Annotated in this window: 20 protein-coding genes; 7 read left to right on the top strand and 13 right to left on the bottom strand. The window is 74.4% G+C overall.

Features of this window, described 5'->3' with window-relative positions:
- Window positions 1-21 precede the first annotated feature (21 nt).
- From galK to AKI01S_RS04465, 4 genes are all read right to left on the bottom strand, one after another.
- Window positions 22-1149 (bottom strand): galactokinase, encoded by a 1128-nt coding sequence (gene galK / locus AKI01S_RS04485; RefSeq protein WP_067812451.1) that lies wholly within the window; start codon window positions 1147-1149, stop codon window positions 22-24.
- A gap of 632 nt (window positions 1150-1781) precedes the next feature.
- On the bottom strand, window positions 1782-3731 hold the full coding sequence (locus AKI01S_RS04475) for a DUF8508 domain-containing protein (protein WP_245681473.1): 1950 nt from the start codon (window positions 3729-3731) through the stop codon (window positions 1782-1784).
- 165 nt (window positions 3732-3896) lie between these two features.
- Window positions 3897-4985, bottom strand: coding sequence for an alcohol dehydrogenase catalytic domain-containing protein (locus AKI01S_RS04470; protein WP_067812449.1), 1089 nt, complete (start codon window positions 4983-4985; stop codon window positions 3897-3899).
- Window positions 4986-5067: 82 nt separating this feature from the next.
- The gene (locus tag AKI01S_RS04465; RefSeq protein WP_067812448.1) at window positions 5068-5259 is read right to left on the bottom strand and encodes a ferredoxin; all 192 of its coding nucleotides are present in this window, start codon (window positions 5257-5259) and stop codon (window positions 5068-5070) included.
- 186 nt (window positions 5260-5445) lie between these two features.
- On the opposite strand from AKI01S_RS04465, the gene AKI01S_RS04460 reads away from it, so the two are divergent.
- Complete coding sequence (locus AKI01S_RS04460) at window positions 5446-6132, top strand: class I SAM-dependent methyltransferase (RefSeq protein WP_067812447.1); 687 nt, start codon at window positions 5446-5448, stop codon at window positions 6130-6132.
- Window positions 6133-6192: 60 nt separating this feature from the next.
- Here the strand turns inward: AKI01S_RS04460 and AKI01S_RS04455 are convergent, their stop codons facing one another.
- The 8 genes from AKI01S_RS04455 to AKI01S_RS04420 form a co-directional block, all read right to left on the bottom strand.
- Entirely contained in the window at window positions 6193-7320 is a 1128-nt protein-coding gene (locus tag AKI01S_RS04455) for a prenyltransferase/squalene oxidase repeat-containing protein (RefSeq protein WP_067812446.1), read from the bottom strand.
- Window positions 7310-8065, bottom strand: a complete 756-nt coding sequence (locus tag AKI01S_RS04450) for a class I SAM-dependent methyltransferase (protein ID WP_174567349.1) — start codon at window positions 8063-8065, stop codon at window positions 7310-7312. The genes AKI01S_RS04455 and AKI01S_RS04450 overlap by 11 nt, the downstream gene beginning before the upstream one ends.
- A gap of 61 nt (window positions 8066-8126) precedes the next feature.
- Window positions 8127-9422, bottom strand: coding sequence for a glycosyltransferase family 4 protein (locus tag AKI01S_RS04445; protein WP_245681470.1), 1296 nt, complete (start codon window positions 9420-9422; stop codon window positions 8127-8129).
- Between the two features lie 231 nt (window positions 9423-9653).
- A complete protein-coding gene (locus AKI01S_RS04440; protein WP_067812444.1) occupies window positions 9654-10883 on the bottom strand; it encodes a cytochrome P450 in 1230 nt (409 codons plus the stop codon).
- 75 nt (window positions 10884-10958) lie between these two features.
- Complete coding sequence (locus AKI01S_RS04435) at window positions 10959-11861, bottom strand: SDR family NAD(P)-dependent oxidoreductase (RefSeq protein WP_245681469.1); 903 nt, start codon at window positions 11859-11861, stop codon at window positions 10959-10961.
- Between the two features lie 190 nt (window positions 11862-12051).
- Window positions 12052-13008, bottom strand: a complete 957-nt coding sequence (locus AKI01S_RS04430) for an MBL fold metallo-hydrolase (protein ID WP_245681468.1) — start codon at window positions 13006-13008, stop codon at window positions 12052-12054.
- Window positions 13009-13040: 32 nt separating this feature from the next.
- Window positions 13041-14204 (bottom strand): steroid 3-ketoacyl-CoA thiolase, encoded by a 1164-nt coding sequence (locus AKI01S_RS04425; protein WP_067812442.1) that lies wholly within the window; start codon window positions 14202-14204, stop codon window positions 13041-13043.
- A gap of 83 nt (window positions 14205-14287) precedes the next feature.
- The gene (locus tag AKI01S_RS04420; RefSeq protein WP_067812441.1) at window positions 14288-15544 is read right to left on the bottom strand and encodes a cytochrome P450; all 1257 of its coding nucleotides are present in this window, start codon (window positions 15542-15544) and stop codon (window positions 14288-14290) included.
- Between the two features lie 356 nt (window positions 15545-15900).
- On the opposite strand from AKI01S_RS04420, the gene AKI01S_RS04415 reads away from it, so the two are divergent.
- Window positions 15901-16353 carry an SCO2583/SCO2584 N-terminal domain-containing protein gene (locus AKI01S_RS04415; RefSeq protein ID WP_067812440.1) on the top strand — a complete coding sequence of 151 codons (453 nt, stop codon included), beginning with the start codon at window positions 15901-15903 and terminating at the stop codon, window positions 16351-16353.
- Here the strand turns inward: AKI01S_RS04415 and AKI01S_RS50185 are convergent.
- Complete coding sequence (locus AKI01S_RS50185) at window positions 16323-17564, bottom strand: cytochrome P450 (protein WP_245681467.1); 1242 nt, start codon at window positions 17562-17564, stop codon at window positions 16323-16325. The two genes, AKI01S_RS04415 and AKI01S_RS50185, sit on opposite strands and share 31 nt — an antisense overlap.
- A gap of 194 nt (window positions 17565-17758) precedes the next feature.
- On the opposite strand from AKI01S_RS50185, the gene AKI01S_RS04405 reads away from it, so the two are divergent.
- From AKI01S_RS04405 to AKI01S_RS04385, 5 genes are all read left to right on the top strand, one after another.
- The gene (locus AKI01S_RS04405) at window positions 17759-18760 is read left to right on the top strand and encodes a 3-oxoacyl-ACP synthase III family protein (RefSeq protein WP_067812439.1); all 1002 of its coding nucleotides are present in this window, start codon (window positions 17759-17761) and stop codon (window positions 18758-18760) included.
- A 14-nt stretch (window positions 18761-18774) separates the two neighbouring features.
- Window positions 18775-19527, top strand: a complete 753-nt coding sequence (locus AKI01S_RS04400; protein WP_067812438.1) for a glycosyltransferase family 2 protein — start codon at window positions 18775-18777, stop codon at window positions 19525-19527.
- Between the two features lie 127 nt (window positions 19528-19654).
- A complete protein-coding gene (locus AKI01S_RS04395) occupies window positions 19655-20812 on the top strand; it encodes a cytochrome P450 (RefSeq protein WP_067812437.1) in 1158 nt (385 codons plus the stop codon).
- Window positions 20809-22320 carry a class I adenylate-forming enzyme family protein gene (locus tag AKI01S_RS04390; protein ID WP_067812436.1) on the top strand — a complete coding sequence of 504 codons (1512 nt, stop codon included), beginning with the start codon at window positions 20809-20811 and terminating at the stop codon, window positions 22318-22320. Before AKI01S_RS04395 ends, AKI01S_RS04390 begins: the two co-directional genes overlap by 4 nt.
- On the top strand, window positions 22317-23249 hold the full coding sequence (locus AKI01S_RS04385) for an NAD-dependent epimerase/dehydratase family protein (RefSeq protein WP_067812435.1): 933 nt from the start codon (window positions 22317-22319) through the stop codon (window positions 23247-23249). Before AKI01S_RS04390 ends, AKI01S_RS04385 begins: the two co-directional genes overlap by 4 nt.
- Window positions 23250-23259 lie beyond the last annotated feature (10 nt).

Genomic DNA, 23259 nt, shown 5'->3' with positions numbered 1-23259 from the left:
GCGGACCGGCGGCCAGGGGCGTCACCGCACCCGCCGCGCCCCCGCCGACGGGGTGACGGTGCGGCAGTGCGGCTCGGCCCAGCCGCGTTCGGCGAACGCCAGCGCGACCGCGGCGGCCACCTCGGCGACCGCGTCCGCCGGGACCAGCGCGATGACCGAGCCGCCGAAGCCGCCGCCGGTCATCCGCGCGCCCAGCGCGCCCGCCGCCAGCGCCGCCGCCACGGCCGCGTCCAGCTCGGGGCAGCTCACCTCGAAGTCGTCGCGCAGCGAGACGTGCGAGGCGGTCAGCAGCGGGCCGATCTCGGCGGCGCGGCCCTCCTCCAGCAGCGCGACGACCCGCTCGACGCGGGCGTTCTCGCCGACCACGTGCCGGGCCCGGCGCAGCAGCACCGGGTCGGTGAGGGCCGACAGGTCGCCGGCGTCCCGCAGCGCCCGCACCCCGAGCCGCCGCGCGGCCTCCTCGCAGGAGGCGCGGCGCGCGGCGTACTCGCCGTCCACGAGGCTGTGCTTGACGCGGGTGTCGACCAGCAGCAGTTCCAGGCCGTCGGCCGCGAACGGCACCTGCCGCACCCCCAGGTCGCGGGTGTCCAGCAGCAGCAGGTGCCCGGCGGTGCTCAGCAGCGACGCGCTCTGGTCGAGGATGCCGCACGGCATGCCGACGAAGACGTTCTCGGCGCGCTGGGCGAGCCGGGCCAGCTCCGCGCCCGGCAGCGCGATCCCGGCCAGCCCGGTCAGCGCCAGCGCGGTCGCGCACTCCAGCGCCGCCGACGACGACAGCCCCGCGCCGTCGGGCAGGTCGGAGCCGACCACCAGCCGCGCCGCGCCGACCTTGTGCCCGGCGTCCCGCAGCGCCCACAGCATCCCCGCCGGGTAGGCGGCCCAGCCCGGCACCGAGCCCGGCTCCGCGTCCGGCGGAACGCCGATCCGCTCCCCGGGCGCGCGCAGCGAGGAGACCTCCAGCGCCCCGTCCGGCGCCCCCGCCCAGGGCGCGGCGGCCACCGTCACCGTCTGCTCCAGCGCGAACGGCAGCACGAACCCGTCGTTGTAGTCGGTGTGCTCGCCGATCAGGTTGACCCGTCCCGGAGCGGCCCACACCCCCTCCGGCTCCGTCCCGTACGCCTCCCGGAACGCCACGACCGCCTCGTTCACATGACCTCCCTGAGACGCCCGGCGGCACGCGCGGGCAGACCGTCGTCGATGAAAGCACCCCTGCCGTTCTCACGGGAGACCGGCCCCCCGAGTCTGTCGGAGGCCCGCCGCGGTGTGTACCCCCGCACGACCAGCGGAGAGAACACCGTCCTCCGCACCGGGACCCGGCCCCAGCCGGTCGCGTCCGTCCTCGCCGGGCCGTGGGAGCGCCCGTTCGAGGGCCCTGACTTTCCCATGCCGCTGGTCGACGAGCCGCGAGGCGGATGACCCGCCACCCACCGGGCCGCCGCGGGACCGCCACGGTCACCGGGCCGCTGGACGCCTCCGGCGGCTCGGATCGGCTGCCGGCCGACCCTCCGGATCGCGGTGTTCGTCTCTCCGGCGGCCACCACCGGCCCGCGGTCGACCGCGGGCCGCCAGCCGTGGGAGCGGTTCAGCCGGGGCCGGTCGGGCCGCCGGAGGCGCGGATCGACGGCGGGTCGCCGCGCGCCGCGGCCCTTCCGACCAGGCTCGTCGTGGGCGGCCCGGACCGATCGGTCGGATAGGTGTAGCGAATCCGGCGGTTGGCACGATAATGAGACATCGCGCGATGGCCGGCGGCACTGGGCAGCGCTCGCCGGCCATCGCGGTTCTCACCTCTTCTTCGCCGTCTTCTCGCGCGGCTTCTCCGGCGACAGGTCGATCCGCACGATCGTGGGGTCGTGGTCGCCCGCGCGGTCGGCGAACTCGGCGTTGCGGTGCACGATCTCGTACTCGTGGCGGCGCTCGCCCAGCGACGGGCTGAGCAGGATGTGCTCCGACATCTGGGAGTTGCCGTCGACGACGGTGGTGTAGCGGTCCTTCGCGGGCGTCCGGGACGGGAGCCCGCGCAGGCCGGTGCCGTCGGTGAGGGTCCGGAGCGGGGCGGCGAACTCGCGCTCGTTGAGGTCCCCGGCGACGATGACGTCGGCGTCGCGGTCCACGGCGCGCAGCGACCGCACGAACCCCGCGACCACGCGGGCCTGCGCGTCGCGCCGCCACTCGCTGGGCCGCAGCGGCGGCTGGTGGCGGCCGAACAGCGGCTGGTCGTCTCCGCTGGCGAACCAGTGGTTGGCGATGACGACGATGCGGCGGCCCCGCCAGGTCACCTCGCCCGCGACCGGCTTGCGGGCGGCGCTCCAGGCGGGGTCGGCGGGCGCGACCCGGCCGGGGCTCGACGACAGGGCGACCTTCCCGGGGCCCCCGCCGTCCGCCGGGCCGGGGACGGCGCGGACGGGCGTCAGCGCGGGGTCCGTTCCGGCGGACACGCCCACGGTGGGGTCGGCGGGCGCGCCGGTGGCGGAGCGGTCCACGAAGCCCAGGCCCCGGTCGGTGCGGAACAGGAACCCGGCCCGGACGTTGCCGCCGCGCACGCCGCCGTCGGCGTTGTCGCGCGGGGAGACCGACCGCCAGTCGTAGGCGGGGCCGCCCGCCGCGCTGATCGCGGTGACGAGCTCGGCGACGGTCTGGTCGGCGGCGACGGTGCCGTCGTCGGCGGCGCCGCTGTTGTCCTGGAGGCCGGTCACGGCGATCAGGTCGGGGTTGCGCAGGCCGTCCACGACGTCCGCGGCCAGCGCCCGGAACCGGGCGGCGGGGGCGTCGGGGCTCAGCCCGTTCATGTCGACGGTCGCCACCGCCAGCTCCCCGTCGCGCTGCGGGCGGGTCGTCTCGCGCGGCAGGCCGCCGTCGCGGCGGCGCGGGGTGGCGGTGAGCAGCAGCTTGAAGGCGCCGTAGCCGTAGTCGAGCACGCCGTCGTTGGCGCCGGGCAGCCGGTCGCCGACGTTCATGGCGGGCAGCGGGGCCAGCGCGTCGTCGAGGACGACGCGCTCGGGGTTGGGGTCGTCGGCGCGCAGCAGCAGGCCGCCGCGCCCGGTGCGCTCGCCCGCGCCCCGGCCGTCGGCGGGCAGCACCGGGACCTCGCCGGCCCGGGACGGTCCCACCGCGACGGCGTCCTCGACGCGGACGCGCATCCCCTCCAGGGACTCGTAGAAGTCGATGGCGTCGCGCCCGGGGACGAACCGGCCCCTGGTCTCGACGTCGATCTGGCCGGGACCGGCGTGGTCGGCGTCCACGACGGCGGACGGGGCGCGGCGCCCGGCGGGGCCGAGCACGACCGGCGGCGGGACGGGGACGCCGCGCGCCTCGACCAGCGTGGCCGTGGCGTCGATCTCGGTGCGGCCGAGGTGCGGCGAGGCGGGGCCGCCGGACCGGAACTCGCTGACCCGGCCGTCCACCCGGACCGCGTCGCCGACCGCGGCGGTCGGGCGGGTGCGGGTGAAGACGAAGACGCCCTCGGAGGTGGCGTCGTCGCGGTCGGGGCGCGGGTCCTGCATCCAGAAGCCGTTGCCGGTGACGGCGGTGACGACGCCGGGGACGCGCGCGACCGTCCGCCCGTTCACCGGGGACAGGTGGCCCCGGCCCTGGACGTCGCGGATCAGGCGCGCCGGGGCGGTGGTGTCCGCCGCCGCCGCGGGGACGACGGCCAGCGGCGCGCAGAGCGCGAACGCCGCGGCGATCGCGCGGGCCGTCAGCGGGAGCCGTCCCGCCTCGCCGGTGTGTGCCACCCACCCTCCATGCTGGCTTCGCTGGCTTCACCTGGGTCTCGACAGCAGAAGGATGACACGCGCGGCGATCATTTGGTGCGCCCCGTCCGGAGAATCTCAGCTCGACCGCACGGAAAACGGGTTCCGGTCATGCCCCGGAACCCGTTCCGACGTGCGCTTTTCTCGTCAGTCGAACAGCACGACCTGCCGGATCACGTCGCCCTGGTGCAGGGCCCGCACGGCGTCGTTGAGGTCCTCGAACCGGATCCGGCGGCTGATCAGGCCGTCGATGTCCAGCCGTCCGGCCCGCCACAGGTCCACGAACATCGGCACGTCCCGCTTGAGGTCGCAGCCGCCGTACAGCGAGGCCTTGACGTTCTTGCCCTCGAACAGCAGCGAGAACGCGCTCATCTCCCAGTTGTCGTCGGCCGCGCCCGCCCCCACCACGATCACGTCGCCGCCGCGCCGGGTGATGCCCCAGGCGGTGGTGATCGCCGCGGACTTCCCGACGACCTCGAAGACGTGGTCGAAGCCCTGGCCGAGGGTGAGCAGCCCCTTGGTCTCCTCCAGGTCGTCCAGCGTCGCGGTGTGGGTGGCGCCGAACTGCTTGGCGAGGGGGTGCTTGGCCTCGTTCGGGTCGACGGCCAGGATCGTGGCCGCGCCGGCGATGCGGGCCCCCTGGATGACCGACAGGCCCACGCCGCCCGCGCCGACCACCGCGACCTTCGAGCCCGGCCGCACCTTCGCGGTGTTGACGGCCGCGCCGACGCCGGTCGGGATGCCGCAGCCCAGCAGCGCCGCGTACTCGAACGGCACGTCCTCGGCGACCTTGATGACGCCCTGGTACGGCAGCGTGACCTCCTCGGCCCACGTGCCGACCCCGGCCATCCCGAACGCCGGGGTGTCGCCGCCGATCCGGAACCTCGGGTCGCTGAACGCCGCCCCGATGAACCCCATGCACAGGTACGGCTCGCCGCGCAGGCACTCGGGGCAGGTCCCGCAGTCGGGTGTCCAGTTGATGACCACGTGGTCGCCCACCTGGACGTTGGGGACGCGGTCGCCGACCTCCGCCACCACGCCGGCGCCCTCGTGGCCGATCACCGCCGGGGGCACCGAGGGCAGGACCCCGGACATGGTCGACAGGTCCGAATGGCAGACCCCGGTCGCCTTGATCTTCACCTTGACCTGGTCGGGACCCGGATCGACGGCGGTGACGTCGTCGCGCAGGTCGAGTTCGGTGTCGCCGACCGCATGCAGGACCGCGGCACGTGCCATGGCTGCCTCCACATCGAGGGACGGGCGCCGGACGCGGCGCCCCTGGGGGGTGGGTGTGACCTGACGGGGGGCGAGGCGGGCGCTACTCCTCCAGCGTCAGCGCGGCCTTGGGACAGGACCGCACGGCGTGCCGGACCTTGTCCGCCTGGTCGGCGGGCACCTCCGGCAGGAGGATCTCCAACTCGTCGTCGTCGGTGAGGTCGAAGACCTCGGGGGCGATGCCGACGCACACGGCGTTGGCCTCGCAGACCAGGGGGTCGACGCTTACCTTCATCGCCTTCTCCGTTCACTTCCCGATGGGCGTGCGGTGCGGACCAACCTACCGAACCAGGTTCGGTTCGACCCGTGCGGCGGGCCCGGCGCGTGCGCCCACCCCGAAAGTAGAACACGTTCCAGTATTGGGCGGCAAGAGTCGAATCCCGTTCGAAGATCCGGATAAAGTGCGCGGCGGAGGCGAGAGATGACTGACACCCTGACGGACGGCGCGGCGAAGCTCCCGATGCCCGCCGACATGCTGCGCGCCGCCCGCGCCGCCAAGGGCTTCATGCCCGAGGACGAGGGCCTGGCGCTGTACGACACGGCCCTGGAGTACGCCGCCCGCGACCTCGGCCCGCTGCTGGAGGTGGGCACCTACTGCGGCAAGTCGGCCATCTACCTCGGCACCGCCGCCCGCCACACCGGCGCGACCGTGGTGACCGTGGACCACCACCACGGCTCGGAGGAGAACCAGGCGGGCTGGGAGCACCACGACCCGTCCCTGGTGGACCCGCTGACGGGCCGCATGGACACCCTGCCGGTGTTCCGGAGGAACATCGCCGCGGCGGGCCTGGAGGACCACGTGGTGGCGATCGTGGGCGCGTCCCGCACGGTGGCGCGCTTCTGGAACACGTCCCTGTCCCTGCTGTTCATCGACGGCGGCCACGCGGCGGAACACGCCCGCGCCGACTACGAGGGCTGGGCGCGTTGGGTGGCCGTGGGCGGCGCCCTGGTCGTCCACGACGTCTTCCCCGACCCGGCCGACGGCGGCCAGGCCCCCTACGAGCAGATCTACCTGCGCGCGGTGGACAGCGGCGCCTTCGAGGAACGCCGCGTCGTCGGCTCCCTCCGCGTCCTGGAACGCGTCAACGACGGCGACCCCCTGAGCTGACGCGGAGGGGAGGCCCCGCCCGGGTGGGCGGGGCCGTCGTCGTTCAGAGCCTCGTGTCGTTCAGAGGCGGGTGCGGACCGGGTTGGCCACGCTCACCAGGGCGCAGCCGCACGCCGTCGGGTCGGCCGCCTTCGACGGGCCCAGCGGGTGGTCGGCGATCTCCTTGAAGATCTTCGCGCCCGGGGAGGCGCCCTCCAGCACGTCCGCGGCCAGGATCACCGCCGCCGCCGTGTACGTGGAACGGTCGCCGGGGAAGTGCCTGCCGTGCTCGAACTGCCACCCCGTCCAGTACGAGCCGTCCTCGTGGCGCAGGTGCTGGATCGTGCGGAACAGCTCCAGGGCGCGGTCGCGGCGGCCCGCCGCGTCCAGGGCCATGACGAGCTCGCAGCTCTCGGCGGCGGTGACCCAAGGCTGGTCCGAGACGCAGCGGCAGCCCAGGCCGTCCACCACGAAGGTGTCCCACTGCGCGGCGAACCGCCGCTCGGCCGCCCCGCCGCGGACCGGGCCCGCGAGGATCGGGTAGTACCAGTCCATCGACCAGCGGCTCTTGTCGGCGAACGCCTCCGGGTGCTCGGCCACCACGTGGCCGAGCTGGTCGGCCGCCAGCTCCCAGTCCGGCTGGGGGTGGCCCAGCCGGTCGGCGAGGGCCACCGCGCAGCGCAGCGACTGGTAGATCGAGGAGCAGCCGGTCAGCAGGGCGTGGTCGGCGGCCTCGCCGTTCTCGTGCCGGATCCACAGGATCTCGCCGCGCCGGGTCTGGAGGCCGAGGGTGAACTCGACGGCCTTGTGGACCACCGGCCACATGCGGCGCGCGAAGTCCTCGTCGCCGGTCATCAGCAGTTCGTGCCAGACGCCGACGGCGACGTAGGCGGCGTGGTTGGACTCGCCGCCCGGCTCGGTGACCTCGCCGAGCACCCACTTGGCGGGCCAGGACCCGTCGGGGCGCTGGACGCCCGCCAGCCACTCGTAGGCGCGGCGGGCGTGGTCGCCGAGGCCCGCGACGGTGAGCGCCATCGCGGCCTCGACGTGGTTCCAGGCGTCGACGTGGCCGGGGACGTCGTCGATGGGGGAGAACCAGGGGATCGCCCCGGACCCCTCCTGCTGGCGGACGATGCTCTGCGCGGTGGCGACGATGTCGGCGGAGGTCAGGATGCCTTCGACGGCGGGGGGCGCGACCTCAGACCGCATCCACTTTCTCCTTGGTGGAGGGAGCGTCGCGCCGCGCGGGCTTGGTGAAGTACACGACCACGCTCTTGCCGAGGACCGGGTTCAGCGCCTTCTCCGCCAGGCGGGTGGCCAGGGGCCGCTTCATGATGTCCCACACCAGGACCTGGTGGTAGGCCTTGGCGAGCGGGTTGCCGTCGTTGTTCACGCCGACCGCGCACTTGATCCACCAGTAGGGCGTGTGCAGGCCGTGCGCGTGGTGGTGCCCGTCCACGCGGAACCCGGTGGCCTTGAGCTTGGCCTCCAGCTCGGCGCGGGTGTAGATCCGCACGTGGCCGCCGGGCGCGGTGTGGTAGTCCTCCGACAGCGCCCAGCAGACCCGTTCGGGCAGCCAGGCCGGGACGGTCACCGCGAGCTGCCCGCCCGGCTTCAGCACGCGCAGCAGCTCGCGCATCGCGCGCATGTCGTCGGGGATGTGCTCCAGCACCTCCGAGGCGACGATCTTGTCGAAGTGGTCGTCGGGGAACGGCAGGTCGAGCGCGTCGCCCCGCACCGTCTCGGCGTGCGCCTGCTCGGGGACCTCGCCCTCCAGGCGCATCGCGCCGAACATCTTCTCGACCCCGGCCAGTTCCTCGGCGTCCAGGTCGAAGGCCACGACGTGCGCACCCCGGCGGTACAGCTCGAAGGCATGCCGTCCGGCGCCGCATCCCATGTCGAGAACGCGCTCTCCGGGGGTGACGCGGAACCGCTGGAAATCCACGGTCAGCAGGGTCGTGCTCCTTCCGTACGGGAGCCTCGGGGGAGGAGGCCCCGGTTGTTCGGCGTGGTGCCTACCGGCCCGCGGCCATCCGCAGATACCGGCGCTGGGTGATGGCGTCGCGGTAGTGGCCGACGGTGGCCTGCGCCACGGCCCGCCACGCGTACCGCTCCTGCACCCGGGCCAGGCCCGCCGCGCCGACCTTGCCGCGCTCCTCGGGGGAGTCGTGCAGGCGGCGCAGCACACCGGCCAGTTCCTCGACGTCGCCGGGCTCGACCAGGATCGCGGCGTCGCCGACGACCTCCGGCAGCGCCCCGGCGCGGCTGGCGACCAGCGGGGTGCCCGACGCCATGTGCTCGACGGCGGGCAGCGAGAACCCCTCGTACCGGGACGGCACGACGGCGACCTCGGCGGAGGCCAGCAGCTCGCCCAGCTCCTCGTCGGAGATCCCGCTGACGAACCGCACGCGGTCCCCCAGCGCGAGCTCCCGCACGAGGCGTTCGGTGGGGCCGTCCTCCTTGGGGCGGCTGACGACGACCACGTGCACGTCGCGTTCGGTGGCGACCTTGGCGACGGCGCGCAGCAGCACGTCCACGCCCTTGATCGGCGCGTCGGCGCTGGCCATCGCGACGATCCGGCCGGGGACGCGCTCGCCGCGCGGGTGGAAGATCCGGGTGTCCACGCCCAGCGGAAGGATGTGGATGTCGTGCGGGTCGACCTTGAAGTCCTTGACGATGTCGACCTTGGAGGAGCCCGACACCGTCAGCACCGGGCCGATGCGCCGCGCGACCTGCGACTGCATCGTCACGAACCCGTACCAGCGGCGCTTGCCGAGCTTGGCCTTGAGGTCGGGCGCGGCCTCGATCTCGATGCGGCGGTCCACGCTGATCGGGTGGTGGATGCTGGTGACCAGCGGCAGGCCCAGCCGCGTGATGCCGAGATTGCCCAGGCCGAGCACCTGGTTGTCGTGCACGACGTCGAAGTCGCGGCGGCGGCGCCTCAGCTCGCGCAGCGCCCGCAGGCTGAACGTCAGGGGCTCGGGGAAGCCGCCGGTCCGCATGTGCGCGAACTCCAGCACGTCGATCCAGTCCCGGAACTCCTCGCGCCCCGGCGTGCGGAACGGGTCCTCGTCCCGGTACAGGTCCAGGCTCGGGACCTTGGTCAGCACGATCTCGTCGCGGTCCAGCTCCGGGTACGGCTGCCCGGAGAACACCTCCACCGAGTGCCCGAGGTCGACCAGTTCGCGGCTCAGGTGCCGCAGGTAGACGCCCTGCCCGCCACAGTGCGGCTTGCTCCGGTACGAGAGCAGGGCCACGCGCAGGGGCCCGTCGCCCGGCTCCAACGCGTCCGGCTCCACCGCCTCAGCCACGCCTGCCCCAGCCCACGCGCCACTCCTGTCCGTCACGGTGGGGCGGGCGTGCACGGCGCCGCCTCACCTTGATGCCCTTGTTGAGAGAGACCTTAGCTTGCGCACGTTACCCGACAGTTCAATATTGGGCATGACGTCCAAAAGTGTTTCGAAGAGCACATCGGTCCCGGCCGGGCAGCGGGTCTGCGCTGGGCGAACGGCCCTCCCGGCAGGCCCGCCGCCCGGGTTCGGTCACCGCCGGGGTGGCGTGAAGCGGACGGGGAGTTCCTTGAGGCCGTTGACGAAGTTGGAGCGCAGCCGCCGCGCCGGCCCGGCGGGCGCGATGTCGGGCATCCGGTCCAGGATCGTGTCGAAGATGATCTTCAGGTTGAGGCGGGCGAGGTGGGTGCCCAGGCAGTAGTGCGGCCCGCCGCCGCCGAACCCCAGGTGGGGGTTGGGGTCGCGCCCGACGTCGAACGCGAACGGGTCCTCGAACACCCGCTCGTCCCGGTTGGCCGACGCGTAGAACAGCACCACCTTGTCCCCGGCCCGGATCCGCTTGCCGCCGAGCTCGGTGTCGGCCGTGGCGGTGCGCCGGAACTGGTTGATCGGGCTGACCCACCGCACGATCTCCTCGACGGCCGTCGGCAGCAGCGAGCGGTCGGCGCGCAGCCGTTCCCACTGGTCGGGCCGTTCGAAGAACGTCCGCATCCCCCCGGCCGTGGCGGTGCGGGTGGTCTCGTTCCCGGCGATCGACAGCATCAGCACGAAGAGCTGGAACTCCTCCTCGCTGAGCCGCGTGCCGTCGGCGTCCGCCGACAGCAGCTTGGTGACGATGTCGTCGCGCGGGGTGTCGCGCCGGTCCTTGGCCAGGGCGGAGGCCCACTCCATGAACTCGGCCGCCACCGCCGTGGACTCGCTGCGGTCGCCGATGTAGTCGGGGTCGTTGAACGCCACCAGCTTGTTCGACCAGTAGAAGATCTTCTCCCGGTCCTCCAGCGGCGCGCCCAGCAGCTCGCAGATCGTGTAGAGCGGCAGCGGGGCGGCGAACCGCTCCACGAAGTCGCACTCGCCGAGCGGCGCGGCCTCGTCGATCAGCCCGGCGCAGATCTCCCGGACGTGCTGCTCCAGCCGTCCGATCATCCGGGGCGTGAAGCCCTTGTTCACCATGGACCGCAGCCGGGTGTGGTCCGGCGGGTCCTGGAACAGCATCATCACCCCGTACAGGGCCAGGTCGTCCGGGCTGAACTCCTCGAACATCGCGGTGCGGGTGTGGGAGGAGAACAGCTCGGGGTGCCGGGAGACGTGCACGACGTCCTCGTGCCGCGTCACCGCCCAGAAGCCGGGGACGCCGTCGTTGGGATCGGGGTGCCAGTGGACGGGGTCGTGCTCGCGCAGCCAGGCGAACCGCTCGTGCGGGACGCCGATCTCCTCGTAGACGCCGGGGTCGATCACGTCGGTGACTTCGAGCTCGGTGGGCACGGGGAATCCTTCCGCCGGGGTGGGGCGTGCCGGGGACGGGCCGGGCGGCGCCCGGTCCGGGTGACCGCTGGCGGGTCAGTCGAACGCGAGGGAGGCGGCGGCGCTGAAGCCCGCGCTCCCGGTGGCGACATGGGGGCCGAGCGCGTCGGCCAGGGCGTCGGCGGTCCACACGCCGTCGGTGCGGACCAGGTGGGCGACGGTCGGCGGGGCCATCACCGCGACCCGGCCGCCGTAGACGACGAACACCTGCCCGGTGACCCGGTCGGCGGCGGGCGAGACGAGGTAGGCGACCAGCGGCGCGACGTGCTCGGCGCCCAGCGGGTCGGGCCCGCCCTCGGGCGCGGGGCCGAACACGTCCGCCGTCATGGCGGTGCGGGCGCGCGGGCAGATGGCGTTGGCGCGCACCCCGTAACGGCCGCACGCCTGCGCCGTGGACAGGGTCAGGGCCGCGACGCCGCCCTTGGCGGCGGCGTAGTTGGGCTGGCCGGGCGCGCCCAGCAGGAACGCCTCGGAGGCGGTGTTGACGATCCGGCCGTAGACGGGGCCGCCGGTCTCCTTGGACCGGGAGCGCCAGTGCGCGGCGGCGGCGCGGGAGACGACGAAGTGGCCGCGCAGGTGGACGCGGACGACCGCGTCCCACTCGTCGTCGGCCATGTTGAACAGCATGCGGTCGCGGGTGAACCCGGCGTTGTTGACCACCGCGTCCAGCGCGCCGAACTCGGCCAGCGCCGTCTTGACCAGGGCGTCGGCGGTGGCGGCGTCGGCGACGTCGCCGGGCACCACGGCCGCCCGGCCGCCGCCGGCGCGGACGCGCTCGGCGGTCTCGTGGACGTCGTCGCCGGGGAGGTCGTTGAGGACCAGGTGCGCCCCGGCGCCCGCGAGCGCGAGGGCCTCGGCCCGGCCGAGCCCGCGCCCGGCGCCGGTGACGACCGCCACCCGCCCGGCCAGGCCCACGTCCTGCCGTGTCTTGTGCGTCACTGCCGTCCCTTCGGTGGTGAACCGCTGGAGAAAGGGGCGGTACCGCGTCGCGCCACACGGGACCCGATGTGATCGAGCGCTTGCTCGGTTTTTGGATCTAGAACGAGTTCTAGCATGAGACTCCAGTCTCATCAAGAGTCTCGTCGGGAGGGTGACGTGTCTGACACCCCGCCGCCAGGGGACGGGACGATCAGCGCAGGACGAACCGCAGCGGGTCGCTGTCGCCCTCCCGGCGGGCGATCCCCCGGCGTTCCAGGACGCGCAGGTGCGCCGCCGCCTCGCCCGCCGCCATGCGCCGGGACCGGGACGACATGTCCGCCCACGGCTCGCGCCACCGCAGCCCCGCCGCGACCTGCCACAGCGTCACCGGCTCGCGCGACAGCAGCCCGGTCAGCTCGGCCAGGCGCTCCTCGTGGTGCCGGGCGATCTCCCCGGCGCGCCCGGCGAGGTCGTGGAAGCGGTGCTGGTGGGCGGGCAGCACCTCGCCGACGGGGATGGCGGCGACCCGGTCCAGCGACCGCAGGAAGTCCCCGAGCGGATCGACGTCCGGCAGGTCGTAGGGGTACAGCCCGATGTGCGGCGTGATCTTCGGCAGGACGTGGTCGCCGGTGAACATGCGGTCGCCGTCCTCCAGGTGCAGGCAGAGGTGGCCGGGGGAGTGCCCCGGCGTCCACACCGCCCGCAGCCGCCGCCCCGGCAGGTCCACCAGTTCCCGGTCCTCCAGCTCGCGGTCGGGCTGCGCGGGCGGGTCGATCCGCTCGCGCCGCCGCCCGGCGGTCCCGAGGATCTCGCCGTCGTCGGCCCCCGCGCGGCGCAGCGACGCCAGCTCCCAGGTCCGCTCGTCGTCGGCCGCGACCGCCTCCCGGAACAGCCGGACGACCGCCGAGTCGTCCCGGTGCATGGCGATCCAGGCCCCCGACGCCTCCCGCACGCGCCCGGCGAGCCCCGCGTGGTCGGGGTGGTAGTGCGTGACGACGACCCCGTGGACGTCGGCGACGTCCATCCCGAACGCCGCCAGCCCGTCCCTCAGCGCGCCCCAGGAGTCGGGGTGCTCCCAGCCCGCGTCGACCAGCACGGGCCCGCGCGGCGACTCCAGCGCGTAGACGAGGGTGTGGGCGAGCGGGTTGCCGGGGATCGGCACCGGCACGCTCCACACCCCACCGCCCAGGTCCTCCGGCCTCACCGGATCCGTTCCAGGACCGTCGCGGTGGACAGGGCCCCGCCGCAGCACATGGTGACCAGCGCGGTGGCGGCGTCGCGGCGCTCCAGCTCGTGCAGGGCCGTGGTGACCAGGCGGGCGCCGGTCGCGCCGACCGGGTGGCCGAGGGCGATCGCGCCGCCGTTGACGTTGACCCGGTCCAGGTCGGGCCGGTGGACGCTCGCCCACGACAGCACCACCGACGCGAACGCCTCGTTGATCTCGGTGATGTCGATGTCGCGCATCGTCATCCCGGCGCGGGCCAGGACCCTCTCGGTCGACTGGACCGGGCCGTCCAGGTGGTAGTACGGCTCGGAGCCGACCAGCGCCTGCGCCCGGATGCGGGCGCGCGGACGCAGCCCGAGCTCCCGGGCCCTGTCCTCGGACATGACGAGCACGGCCGCCGCGCCGTCGGAGATCTGCGAGGACGTCCCGGCGGTGTGCAGCGCGCCCTCGCCGAGGACGGGCTTCAGCCCGGCGAGCCCCTCGACGGTGGTCTCGCGCAGCCCCTGGTCGCGGGTGACGCGCAGGGTCTCGCCGGTCGGGGCGCTCTCCTTGTCGACCTGCGGGGCGTCGATCGGGGCGATCTCCCGGTCGAAGCGGCCGTCGGCCCACGCCTTGGCGGCCCGCTGCTGGGAGCGCGCCCCGAACGCGTCCAGGTCCTCCCGGGTCAGCCCGCGCCGCTTCGCGATGCGCTCGGCCGCCTCGAACTGGTTGGGCATGTCGATCGACCAGTCGTCGGGGCGCGGCCTGGCGGGCAGGACGTTGCTGCCGAGCGGGGCGCGGCTCATCACCTCCACGCCGCAGCCGATCGCCACGTCCACGACCCCGGCGGCGACCTGCGCGGCCGCCAGGTGGACGGCCTGCTGCGCCGACCCGCACTGCGCGTCGATCGTGGTCACGCCGGTCTGCCAGGGGAGACCGGCGTACAGCCACGCGTAGCGGCCCACGTGCCCGCCCTGCTCGCCCGCCTGCGTCACGCACCCGGCGAAAACCTGTTCCACCTGGGCGGGATCGAGGGTGGCGCGGTCGAGCACGGCCGTCAGCGCGTGGGCCAGCACGGCCTGCGCCTTCAGGCCCGCCAGCCAACCGTTGCGCTTGCCGAGCGGCGTGCGTACCGCCTCGACGATCACCGGGGTGCCCATCCGGCCTCCTTACGGAACACGACTAGAACGGAGTTCGCCTCCTGCCCGTTGACTGTAACGTGTTCTAGTTTTGGGTGGAAGGGTCACGCGTACCGGACCCGGAACTCCTTGATCCCGTTCAGCCAGGCCGACCGGAGCCGCCGCGGCTCCCCGGCGCGGCGGATGCCCGGCATCTGGTCGGCGATCGCCTGGAAGATCAGCCGGATCTCCAGCCGGGCCAGGTTCGCGCCGATGCAGTAGTGCGCCCCGGTGCCGCCGAAGCCCAGGTGCGGGTTGGGGTCGCGGGTGACGTCGAACCGCTCGGGGCGGTCGAACACGTCCTCGTCGAAGTTGGCCGAGCTGTAGTACATGGCCAGCCGCTCGCCCGCGCGGATCTCCACGCCGCCCACCTCGGTGTCCCGGGTGGCGGTGCGCTGGAACGCGGTGACCGGCGTCGCCCACCGCACCACCTCGTCGGCGGCGGTCGCGGGACGTTCGGCCTTGTACAGCTCCCACTGCTCGGGGTGGTCGAGGAACGCCATCATCCCGTGCGTGATGGCGTTGCGGGTGGTCTCGTTCCCGGCGACCGCCAGCAGGATCATGAAGTAGCCGAACTCGTCGTCGCTCAGCCCGCGCCCGTCCACGTCGGCCTGGACCAGCCGGGTGACGATGTCGTGGGCGGGGCAGCCGCGCCGCCGCTCGGCCAGGTCCATCGAGTACCCGATGATCTCGGCGGCGGCGCACGCCGGGTCCGCGTCGTACTCGGGGTCGTCGTAGCCGAGCATCTGGTTGGACCACTCGAACAGGCGGCGGCGGTCCCGCTGCGGGACCCCCATCAGCTCGGCGATCGCCTGCAACGGCAGCTCGGCGGCGATCTCGCTGACGAAGTCGCCCTCGCCGCCCCGCCGGCGCGCCTCCGCGACGATGCGCCCGGCGCGCTCCTGGAGGGCGTCGTGCAGGCCGTCGACGACGCGCGGCGTGAACCCGCGCGACACGATCCGGCGGAGCGCGGCGTGCTGCGGCGGGTCCATGTGCAGCAGCAGGTTCTCGCGCTGCACGGTCAGCTCGTCGGCGCCGAACGACTCGTTGAAGCGGATCACCGCGCCGTTGGCGGCGGCCGAGAACCGCTCGTGGTCGCGGGAGATCTCCTTGATGTGCGCGTGCCTGCTGACCACCCAGAAGCCCTCGTCGTCGAACCCGGTCGCGCCGCGCGGCTGCGGGTTCCACCAGGGCCGGGCCGTACGGCGCAGCGCCGCGAACTCCCGCAGCGGCACCCGCTCGGCCATCAGGTCGGGACTGCTGAAGTCGAACCCCTCGGGGACTCCGGGGACGGGGGCGACGGGCACGGGGGTGGTGGTCATCCGGGCTCCTCACGCTCACGCGGGGGTGGGATCACGCCCACCGTAGAACCCGTTCCTGAGCCGGGACAAGAGCGAATGAGACATGAGTCTCGTCACGAGTCTCGTCGACCGTCCGGCAAAGTAAGTGTGCATGTACATGCGTTCCGCCTGGCGAAATGCGACCCCCTCGGGTGTGATTGCAGAGAGCATGTCAGAGGCAAGGGTGGGGGAAGTGAGGATCGTCACCCGCAAGGGACGGTTTATCTAGAACGAGTTCCATTCAGTGTTCCGGCGGACGGCGGGAACGGGGCGTGGGGATCGGCGCCCGGCTCGGGTAGCGTGCGCAGCAGGCGTTCCCCGCCGAGGAAGGGGTGGCGATGACCACCGATCACGACGAGCCGGGACCGGTGTTCGACGAGGACTTCGTCCGGGGCGCGACGATCAGGGAGCCGGCCGCGCACGAACGCGTCCGCACGCCCGGCCGCGTCGAGCGCTGGCGGATGCGGCGCGAGTGGCGGCGGCGCAAGCGGGCGTCGGCCCGGGAGCGGCGCGCCGCCGAACGGCCCGGCGGCGCGAGCCGCGCGGACGTCCTCAAGCTGGTCCTGGTCGTGCTGGCGCTGCTGGCGATCTCCACCGGGCTGTGGTGGGTCAACCGGCCCGAGCCCGCGCCGGTCGTGCCCGTCGTCCCGCAGGTCCCGAAGAACGAGCAGCAGCAGCCGCCCCCGGGCCAGCCGCCGGGTCAGCCGCCGGGCCAGCCGTCGGACGAGGCCCCGGAGCCGGTGCCCACGCGGGCGGCGGGTCAGGCCGGCCTGACGTTCAGGGTCGCGTAGTTCGGGACCAGGACGCGGCGGGCGGCGCGGCGTGACACCACCTCGTAGGGGCGGCCCGCCGCGTGCAGCGTCTCCAGCATCCGGGCGACCTGGGTGCGCGCGACCGCCGCGCCCAGGCACAGGTGCCGCCCGCCGCCGAACCACAGCTGGCGGTTCTCGGGCACGTAGTCGCGGGTGACGTCGAACGCCCCCACGTCGTTGTTGGCCCGGTAGGTGAGCAGCAGGACGCGCTCGCCCGCCCGCAGCCGACGCCCCGCCACGGTCGCGTCGCGCGCGACGTGCCGCCCGATCACCGGCGCGGGCGTCGCGACCCGCAGCCCCTCCCGGACGGCGTTGGCCAGCAGCCGCCGGTGGGGCTCACCGGCCGGGTCCCGCCGCCGGGCCGCCAGCAGCAGGTCCTGCTGGCCGGTGTCGTGCAGGAGCGCGACGGTGCGGGCGGTGCCGGACGCGCCGGTCTCGGTGCCCGCGATGACCAGCAGCGTCGCCAGCCCGCGCGTCAGCGGCAGGCCGAGGTCCATCTCCCGGCAGCGGCCCAGCAGCGTTCCGGGACCGCCGGTGCGGTAGCCGTCCTCGACCCCCACGGTGATCTCCTCGACGATCGCGCGGGCGCGGGCCACCACCCCCGGGGCCAGCTCGGTGGAGCCCATGGTGCCCATCGCCAGGGCGGCCAGGCGCTCCCCGGCGGCGAAGATCCGGCGGTACCCGTCGTCGGGCCCGCCGGCCGGGAGGCCGAGCAGGTCGGCGACCATCCGCCCGGCCAGCACGCGGGTGGCGTCGGCCACGTCCACGGTCTCCCCGGCCGCCAGCCGACCGGCGATGATCTCGTGGAAGGGGCCCTGGGAACGCTCCACCAGTGCGCGGGCGGCATCCTCGGTGAACAGGTCCCGGGCGCGGGTGCGGACCTCGGTGTGCCGCGCCCCATCGAAGAACCTCCCCATCTCCTCCCCGAACAACTGTGTCCACAGGTGGCCGACGCCGCCCTCGCCGTTCATGCCGAACGCGGCGTGGTCGTTGAGCACGCGGCGGGCCAGCACCGGATCGGTCACCACCCAGCCGAGGCGCGGCACGCGGGTGATCGGGCCGAGCCCCCGGGCGGCCTCCAGCAGCGCGAACAGGCCGGGGTTGCCGTGCCACAGCAGCCGCCGCTCCGCGCGTTCGGCGGCGCCGCGCGGCGCCCGGGTCACGGTGGGGGTCACGTCGCTCTCGGTCACGGGACACAGTCTCCCGATCGCCCTCCACGTGCGGAAACGGGGGGAGGGCTCAATTCGGATGAGTAGTGGTACTCACGTACATTTCCGTAAGGTCTCTCTGTCCGCGCCGCCGAGACCCGGCGAGTCTGGTTCCGGGCGCCCTCCCTGACGCCCCTACCACGCACCGAACTGGACATCCGGGGGAGTCACCAGCCATGCGAGCACGCATCGCCGCCGTCGCGGCCCATCTGCCCGAACGCACGCTGACCAGCGCCGAGGTCGAGGCGCGCGTCGACGCGGCGAGCCCGGCGTTCCGGCCCCACCCGACCATCGTGGAGCGGATGACCGGCATCCGGTCCCGGCACGTGATGGACGACGACCAGCAGGCGTCGGACCTGGCGGTGGCCGCCGCCCGGACCGCGCTGGCCGACCGGGGGCTGCCCGCCGACCGGCTCGACCTGCTGGTGTTCGGGTCCGCCTCGCAGGACCTGGTCGAGCCGGCCACCGCGCACATCGTCGCCGCCAAGCTCGGCGCGACCTGCCCGGTCTTCGACGTCAAGAACGCCTGCAACAGCTTCCTCAACGGCCTCCAGACCGCCGACGCGCTGATCCGCACCGGCCAGGCCGAACGGGTCCTGGTGTGCACCGGCGAGGCCCCGTCGCGGGCGATCCGCTGGTCGGTGCGCGACCGGGCGCAGTTCGTGGACGCGTTCGCGGGCTACACCCTGTCGGACGCGGGCGCGGCGGTGGTCGTGGAGGCCGCCTCCGACGGCGGGATCTTCTACCGGGACTTCGCGGCGGTGTCGGCGGCCTGGCGGGTGGGGACGCTGCCGGGCGGCGGGTCGATGCACCCGCGCGACCCCGAGTACACCTACTTCAGCGGGGACGGGCGCCGGCTCAAGGACGCGTTCGTCGGCCACGGCCCGGAGATCTTCGTGAACGCGCTGACGAAGACCGGCCTGACCTGGGACGACTTCGCGGTGATCGCCGTCCACCAGGTGACGCTGCCGTATCTGGAGATCCTGCGGTCGATCCTGGGGATCCCGGCGGAGAAGCTGGTGGTGACGCTGCCCGAGCACGGCAACATGGCGTCGGCGTCGCTGCCGGTGCAGCTGGCCACGGCGATCCGGGAGGGCCGCTGCCGCCCCGGCGACAGGGTCGCGATGGTGGGGCTGGCGGGCGGCGTCAGCCTCGGCGTCACCTTCGCCGAGCTGTGAGAGGAGGGGCGCCCATGGAGCTGTGGATCGTCATCCCCGCCTACGACGAGGAGAGGTCGATCGGCGCGACGCTGCGGCGGCTGGGCGAGCAGACCGACACCGACTTCACCCTGGTCGTGGTGGACAACGCCAGCACCGACCGGACCGCCGAGATCGTGCGGGCGTTCGCCGAGGAGAACCCGAAGCTGGACGTGCGGATCGTCCACGAGGCCGAGAAGGGCACCGGGGCCGCCGCCGACACCGGCGTCCGGCACGCCGTCGCGGGCGGCGCCACGCACGTCGCGCGCACCGACGCCGACTGCCTGCCGCACCCGGAGTGGGTGGCGGCGGTGAAGCGGGCGTTCGACGACGGGCTGCTGATGGTGAGCGGGCCGCTGCTGCCCCGCACCGACGAGTTCCCGCTGAAGTGGTGGGAGCGGCGGCTGCTGCCGGCGGTCGTGCGGACGGCGGCGCTGTTCGGGCGGTTCCGGCCCGGCAACCAGGATCCGCTGTACCTGGGGCCGTACGTGATGATGCCGGGCTGCAACGTCGCCATCACCGCCGACCTGTACGAACGCGCCGGAGGCTTCCCGCGCACCCGCATCGAGGACGTGCACGAGGACCGCGCGCTGGTGAACCGGGTCCGCCGCCTCACCGCCGACTACGGGCTGCGCGACGATGTGGTCGTGTACGGCTCGGTGCGGCGGCTGCGGGCGTTCGGGCTGGTCAGGACGTTGGGCTGGTACGCCGACCACCGGTACCGCCCGGAAGTGGTGGACATCCGGTGACGGGCTCATTGTCGCGCCTCCGGCACGACGGGTCCTGGCGCTTTGACGCCAGGTCTTCCCTCGTCGCTCACACGATCGCTCGCAAGCTCCCGATCTCGATACTCCTCAGTCCAGACCAGGCGGCGCCATGACCGGCTGGGAGAGGCGGCTGTACCTGGCGGCGCATCCGCTGGCCTACCCGCTGCTGCGGGGGCTGGCGCGGCGCGGGCCGGTCGTGCGGGTGCCGGGGGTCGGCGTGGTGGTGAACGACGCCGCGACGGCCCGCGAGGTGCTGATGGACCGGGAGACGTTCCGCAAGGACGGGCCGGGCTCGCCCGGCGACCTGTGGACGCCGGTGCTGGGGCCGTCGGTGCTGCTCAACATGGAGGGCGAGGAGCACCGGGCGATGCGGGCGCGGCTGACCGAGCTGTTCACGCCCGCCTATACCGAGGCCCTGTGCGCGGAGGTGCTGGCCGGTCCGCTGGCCCGGCTCGCCGACCGGCTGGAACGCGGCGCGGTCGTGGACCTGGTGGACACCATGCGCACCATGGCCGGAACGGTGATCGGGCGGGTCATCGGGCTGGAGGCGGAGGAGGGGGACTACCGGGCGCTGTTCGAGGGCGGCGAGCGGATCACCGCGATGGTGTCGCTGCGCACCCGGCGGCTGTCGGACGAGCAGATCGCCGTGGCCCGCGAGGTCCTGGACCCGCTCGGCGACATCGCCGCGAAAGCGTACGCGGCCGGGGACGACCGCACGGTCATGGGCCGGATGCGCTCGCTCGGGCTGTCGGAGGAGGAGGCGCGCGGCGCGGCCGGGGCGTTCTTCCTCACCGGGACCGAGACGGTCGCGACGCTGGTGCCCCGGATGATCGCGCTGCTGTGCGACACCGGGACGCTGGACCGCGTCGCCGCCGACCCGGACGGGCTGCTGGACCGGGCGATCGACGAGGCGATGCGGGTGGTGACGCCGACGCCGGTGATGCTGCGCGGCGTGCACGCGCGGGCGGAGATCGGCGGGGTCGCGGTGCGGCCCGGCGACCGGGTGCTGATCGCCACGCACAACTGCTGCGCCGCCCACGGGCCGTTCGACCTGGACCGGCCGCACCCGCCGGAGCTGCGGCGGCTGTGGTTCGGGGCCGGGCCCCGGTTCTGCATCGGGTACCCGCTGGCGATGGCCGAGACGCGGGCGGTCGCGCGGACCGTCCTGGCCGCCGCCCCCGTCAGGATCACGCGCCGGGCGGCGGCGCGCGGGGTGCTGCTGCCCACCTACAAGCGGTTGGTGATCCGGAAGGAGGCGAGGGCGTGACGCTGGTCGCGAGGCTGCTGGAGCAGGCGGCGCGCACCCCCGCGGAGGTCGCGCTCGTCGCGGGGGACGGCGCGGAGCTCACCTACGGCGACCTGCGCCGCCGCGTGCTGGCCGTGCGGCACGGGCTGCTGGCCGCCGGGATGGAACCCGGCGACGGCGTGCTGTTCTCCGTGCGGCCGTCGCCGGAGTCGCTGGTGCTGGCGCTGGGCGTCGTCGCGGCGGGCGGGGTCGTGGTGTTCGCCGACCCCGGCGCCGGACCGGAGATGTTCACGGCGCGGCTGGGGCTGGCGCGCCCGCGCTGGTCGGCGGCCGAGTCGCTGCTGTACGCGGGCAGCCGCCTGCGCCCGGTGCGGGCGTACGCGCGGCGCCGGGGGCTGCTGCTGCCCAACCTCGCCGACCTGCGGATCCCCGGTGACGAACGGCCGATGCGCCACGTCTTCACCGGGCGGCGGCTGCCGGGGGTGCCGCGCGGGGCGCTGTCCTTCGCGTCGCTGGCCGCCGGGGACGCGCCGGAGGAGCCGTTCACCGGCGATCCGGACGCGCCCGCCGCCGTGATCTTCACGTCCGGCACCACGGCGAACCCGCGCGCGGTCGTGCACACGCAGGGCTCGCTGGCGGCGGCGCTCGACCTGTTCCGGGAGCGGCTGCCGCTCGGCCCGGGCGACGTCGTGCACACCGACCAGCTGATGCTGGGGCTGCCGACCCTGATCTCGGGGGCGCGGTGGTCGATGCCGCCGCTGTCCTGCCCCCCGGCCGACTTCGCGAGGCTGCTGGCCGAGCGCGGCGCGACGCACACGTTCTGCGTGCCGGTCCACCTCGCCGAGGTCCTGGACGCCGCGCCCCGGCTGCCCGGCCACCTGCGGTACGTGCTGCTGGGCGCGGCCCCGGCCCCGGCGGGCGTCCTGCGGCGGGCCGTCGCGGCGGCCCCCTCGGCGAAGGTGCTGTCGGTGTACGCGATGACGGAGATCCTGCCGGTCGCCCTCGCGTCCGCCGAGGACAAGATCGCCCACACCGCGTCGGGGGCCGACGGCGACCTGCTGGGCGAGCCGCTGGTGGACGCGGTCGTCGCGGACGACGGCGAGCTGCTGCTGTCCGGCCCGAACCTGTGCCGCGGCTACCTGGGCGAACCGCCGCTGGACCGGCTCCCGACCGGTGACCTGGCGCGGATCGACGACGGCCGCCTGGTCCTCACCGGCCGCAAGAAGGACATGCTCATCCGGGGCAAGTTCAACCTGTACCCCGGCCTGTACGAACCCGCCGTCGCCGCGCTGCCCGGCGTCGTCGAGGCCGCCTACGTGGGGCTGCCCGACCCCGGGACCGGCGACGAGGAGGTCGTGCTGGCCGTCGTCGGCGCGACCGCCGGGCTGGACCGCCGCCTGCGCGACGTCATCGACCACGACGCGCTGCCGGACCGCATCGTGCCCGTGCCCGAGCTGCCGCGTTCGGGACGCGGCCGCAAGCTCGACCGGGAACGGCTGAGGGAACTCGTGCGGCGGGGGGAGCGATGAGGATCGCGGTGACGGGGGCCTCCGGCTTCGTCGGCGGGGCGGTGTGCCGGGCGCTGGTGGGGCGGGGGATCGAGACGCTGGCGTTCGGGCGGCGCGCGACGGTCGCGCCGGGGCACCTGGCGGGCGCGCCCTACCGCTCCTGGGACCTCACCCGCGGGCCGCTCGCCGACGTGCCGCCGGTGGACGCCGTGATCCACTGCGCGGGCTCGGTCACCGACTGGGGACCGGCGGCCGACCTGTTCACGACCAACGTGACCGGGACACGCAACGCGCTGGCGTCGTTCCCCGGCGCGCGGTTCGTGCACGTCAGCACCGCCAGCGTGTACGACCCGTTCCGGCCGACGGTGCGGGCGGCCGAGGACGAGGCCCCGGTCGCGCGGTACCTGAACGCCTACGGCGCGTCCAAGGCCGCCGCCGAACGCGCGGTCCTCGCCGCCCGCCGCGACACGGTCGTCCTGCGCCCGCACGCGGTGTACGGGCCGGGCGACACGACGCTGCTGCCGCGCGTGCTGGCGGCGGTGCGCGGCCCGCTGCTGGTCGCCGTCGGCACCGGCCGCCAGCCGGTCAGCCTCACCTCGGTCACCAACCTGGTGGCGGCGTGCCTGCTCGCCGCCACCGGCCCGGTCGCCTCCGGCGTCTTCAACGTCACCGACGCCGAACCGGTCGTGCTGGACGACGCGTTCCGCGCGATCCTGGCCGAACGCGGCATCCGGGCCCGGCCGGTCTACCTGCCCCACCGCGCCGCGCGCCCGCTGGCGGCGGCGGTGGAGGGGGCGTTCCTGCTGGCCGGGAGCGCCTCGCCGCCGCGCCTGACGCGGTACGCCATCAGCCATCTGGCGGTGGAACGCACCTTGGACATCACGGCCGCCCGGGAGGTCCTCGGCTACGAGCCGGAGGAGACGTCGTTCGCGGGCGCCGCCGACTGGTGACCCCGCCGTG

It is taken from the genome of Actinomadura kijaniata NBRC 14229, assembly GCF_001552175.1.
GTDB classification, from domain to species: domain Bacteria; phylum Actinomycetota; class Actinomycetes; order Streptosporangiales; family Streptosporangiaceae; genus Spirillospora; species Spirillospora kijaniata.
The sequence above is the reverse complement of the archived record's forward strand: the minus strand, read 5'-3'. Positions and strand labels throughout refer to the sequence as shown.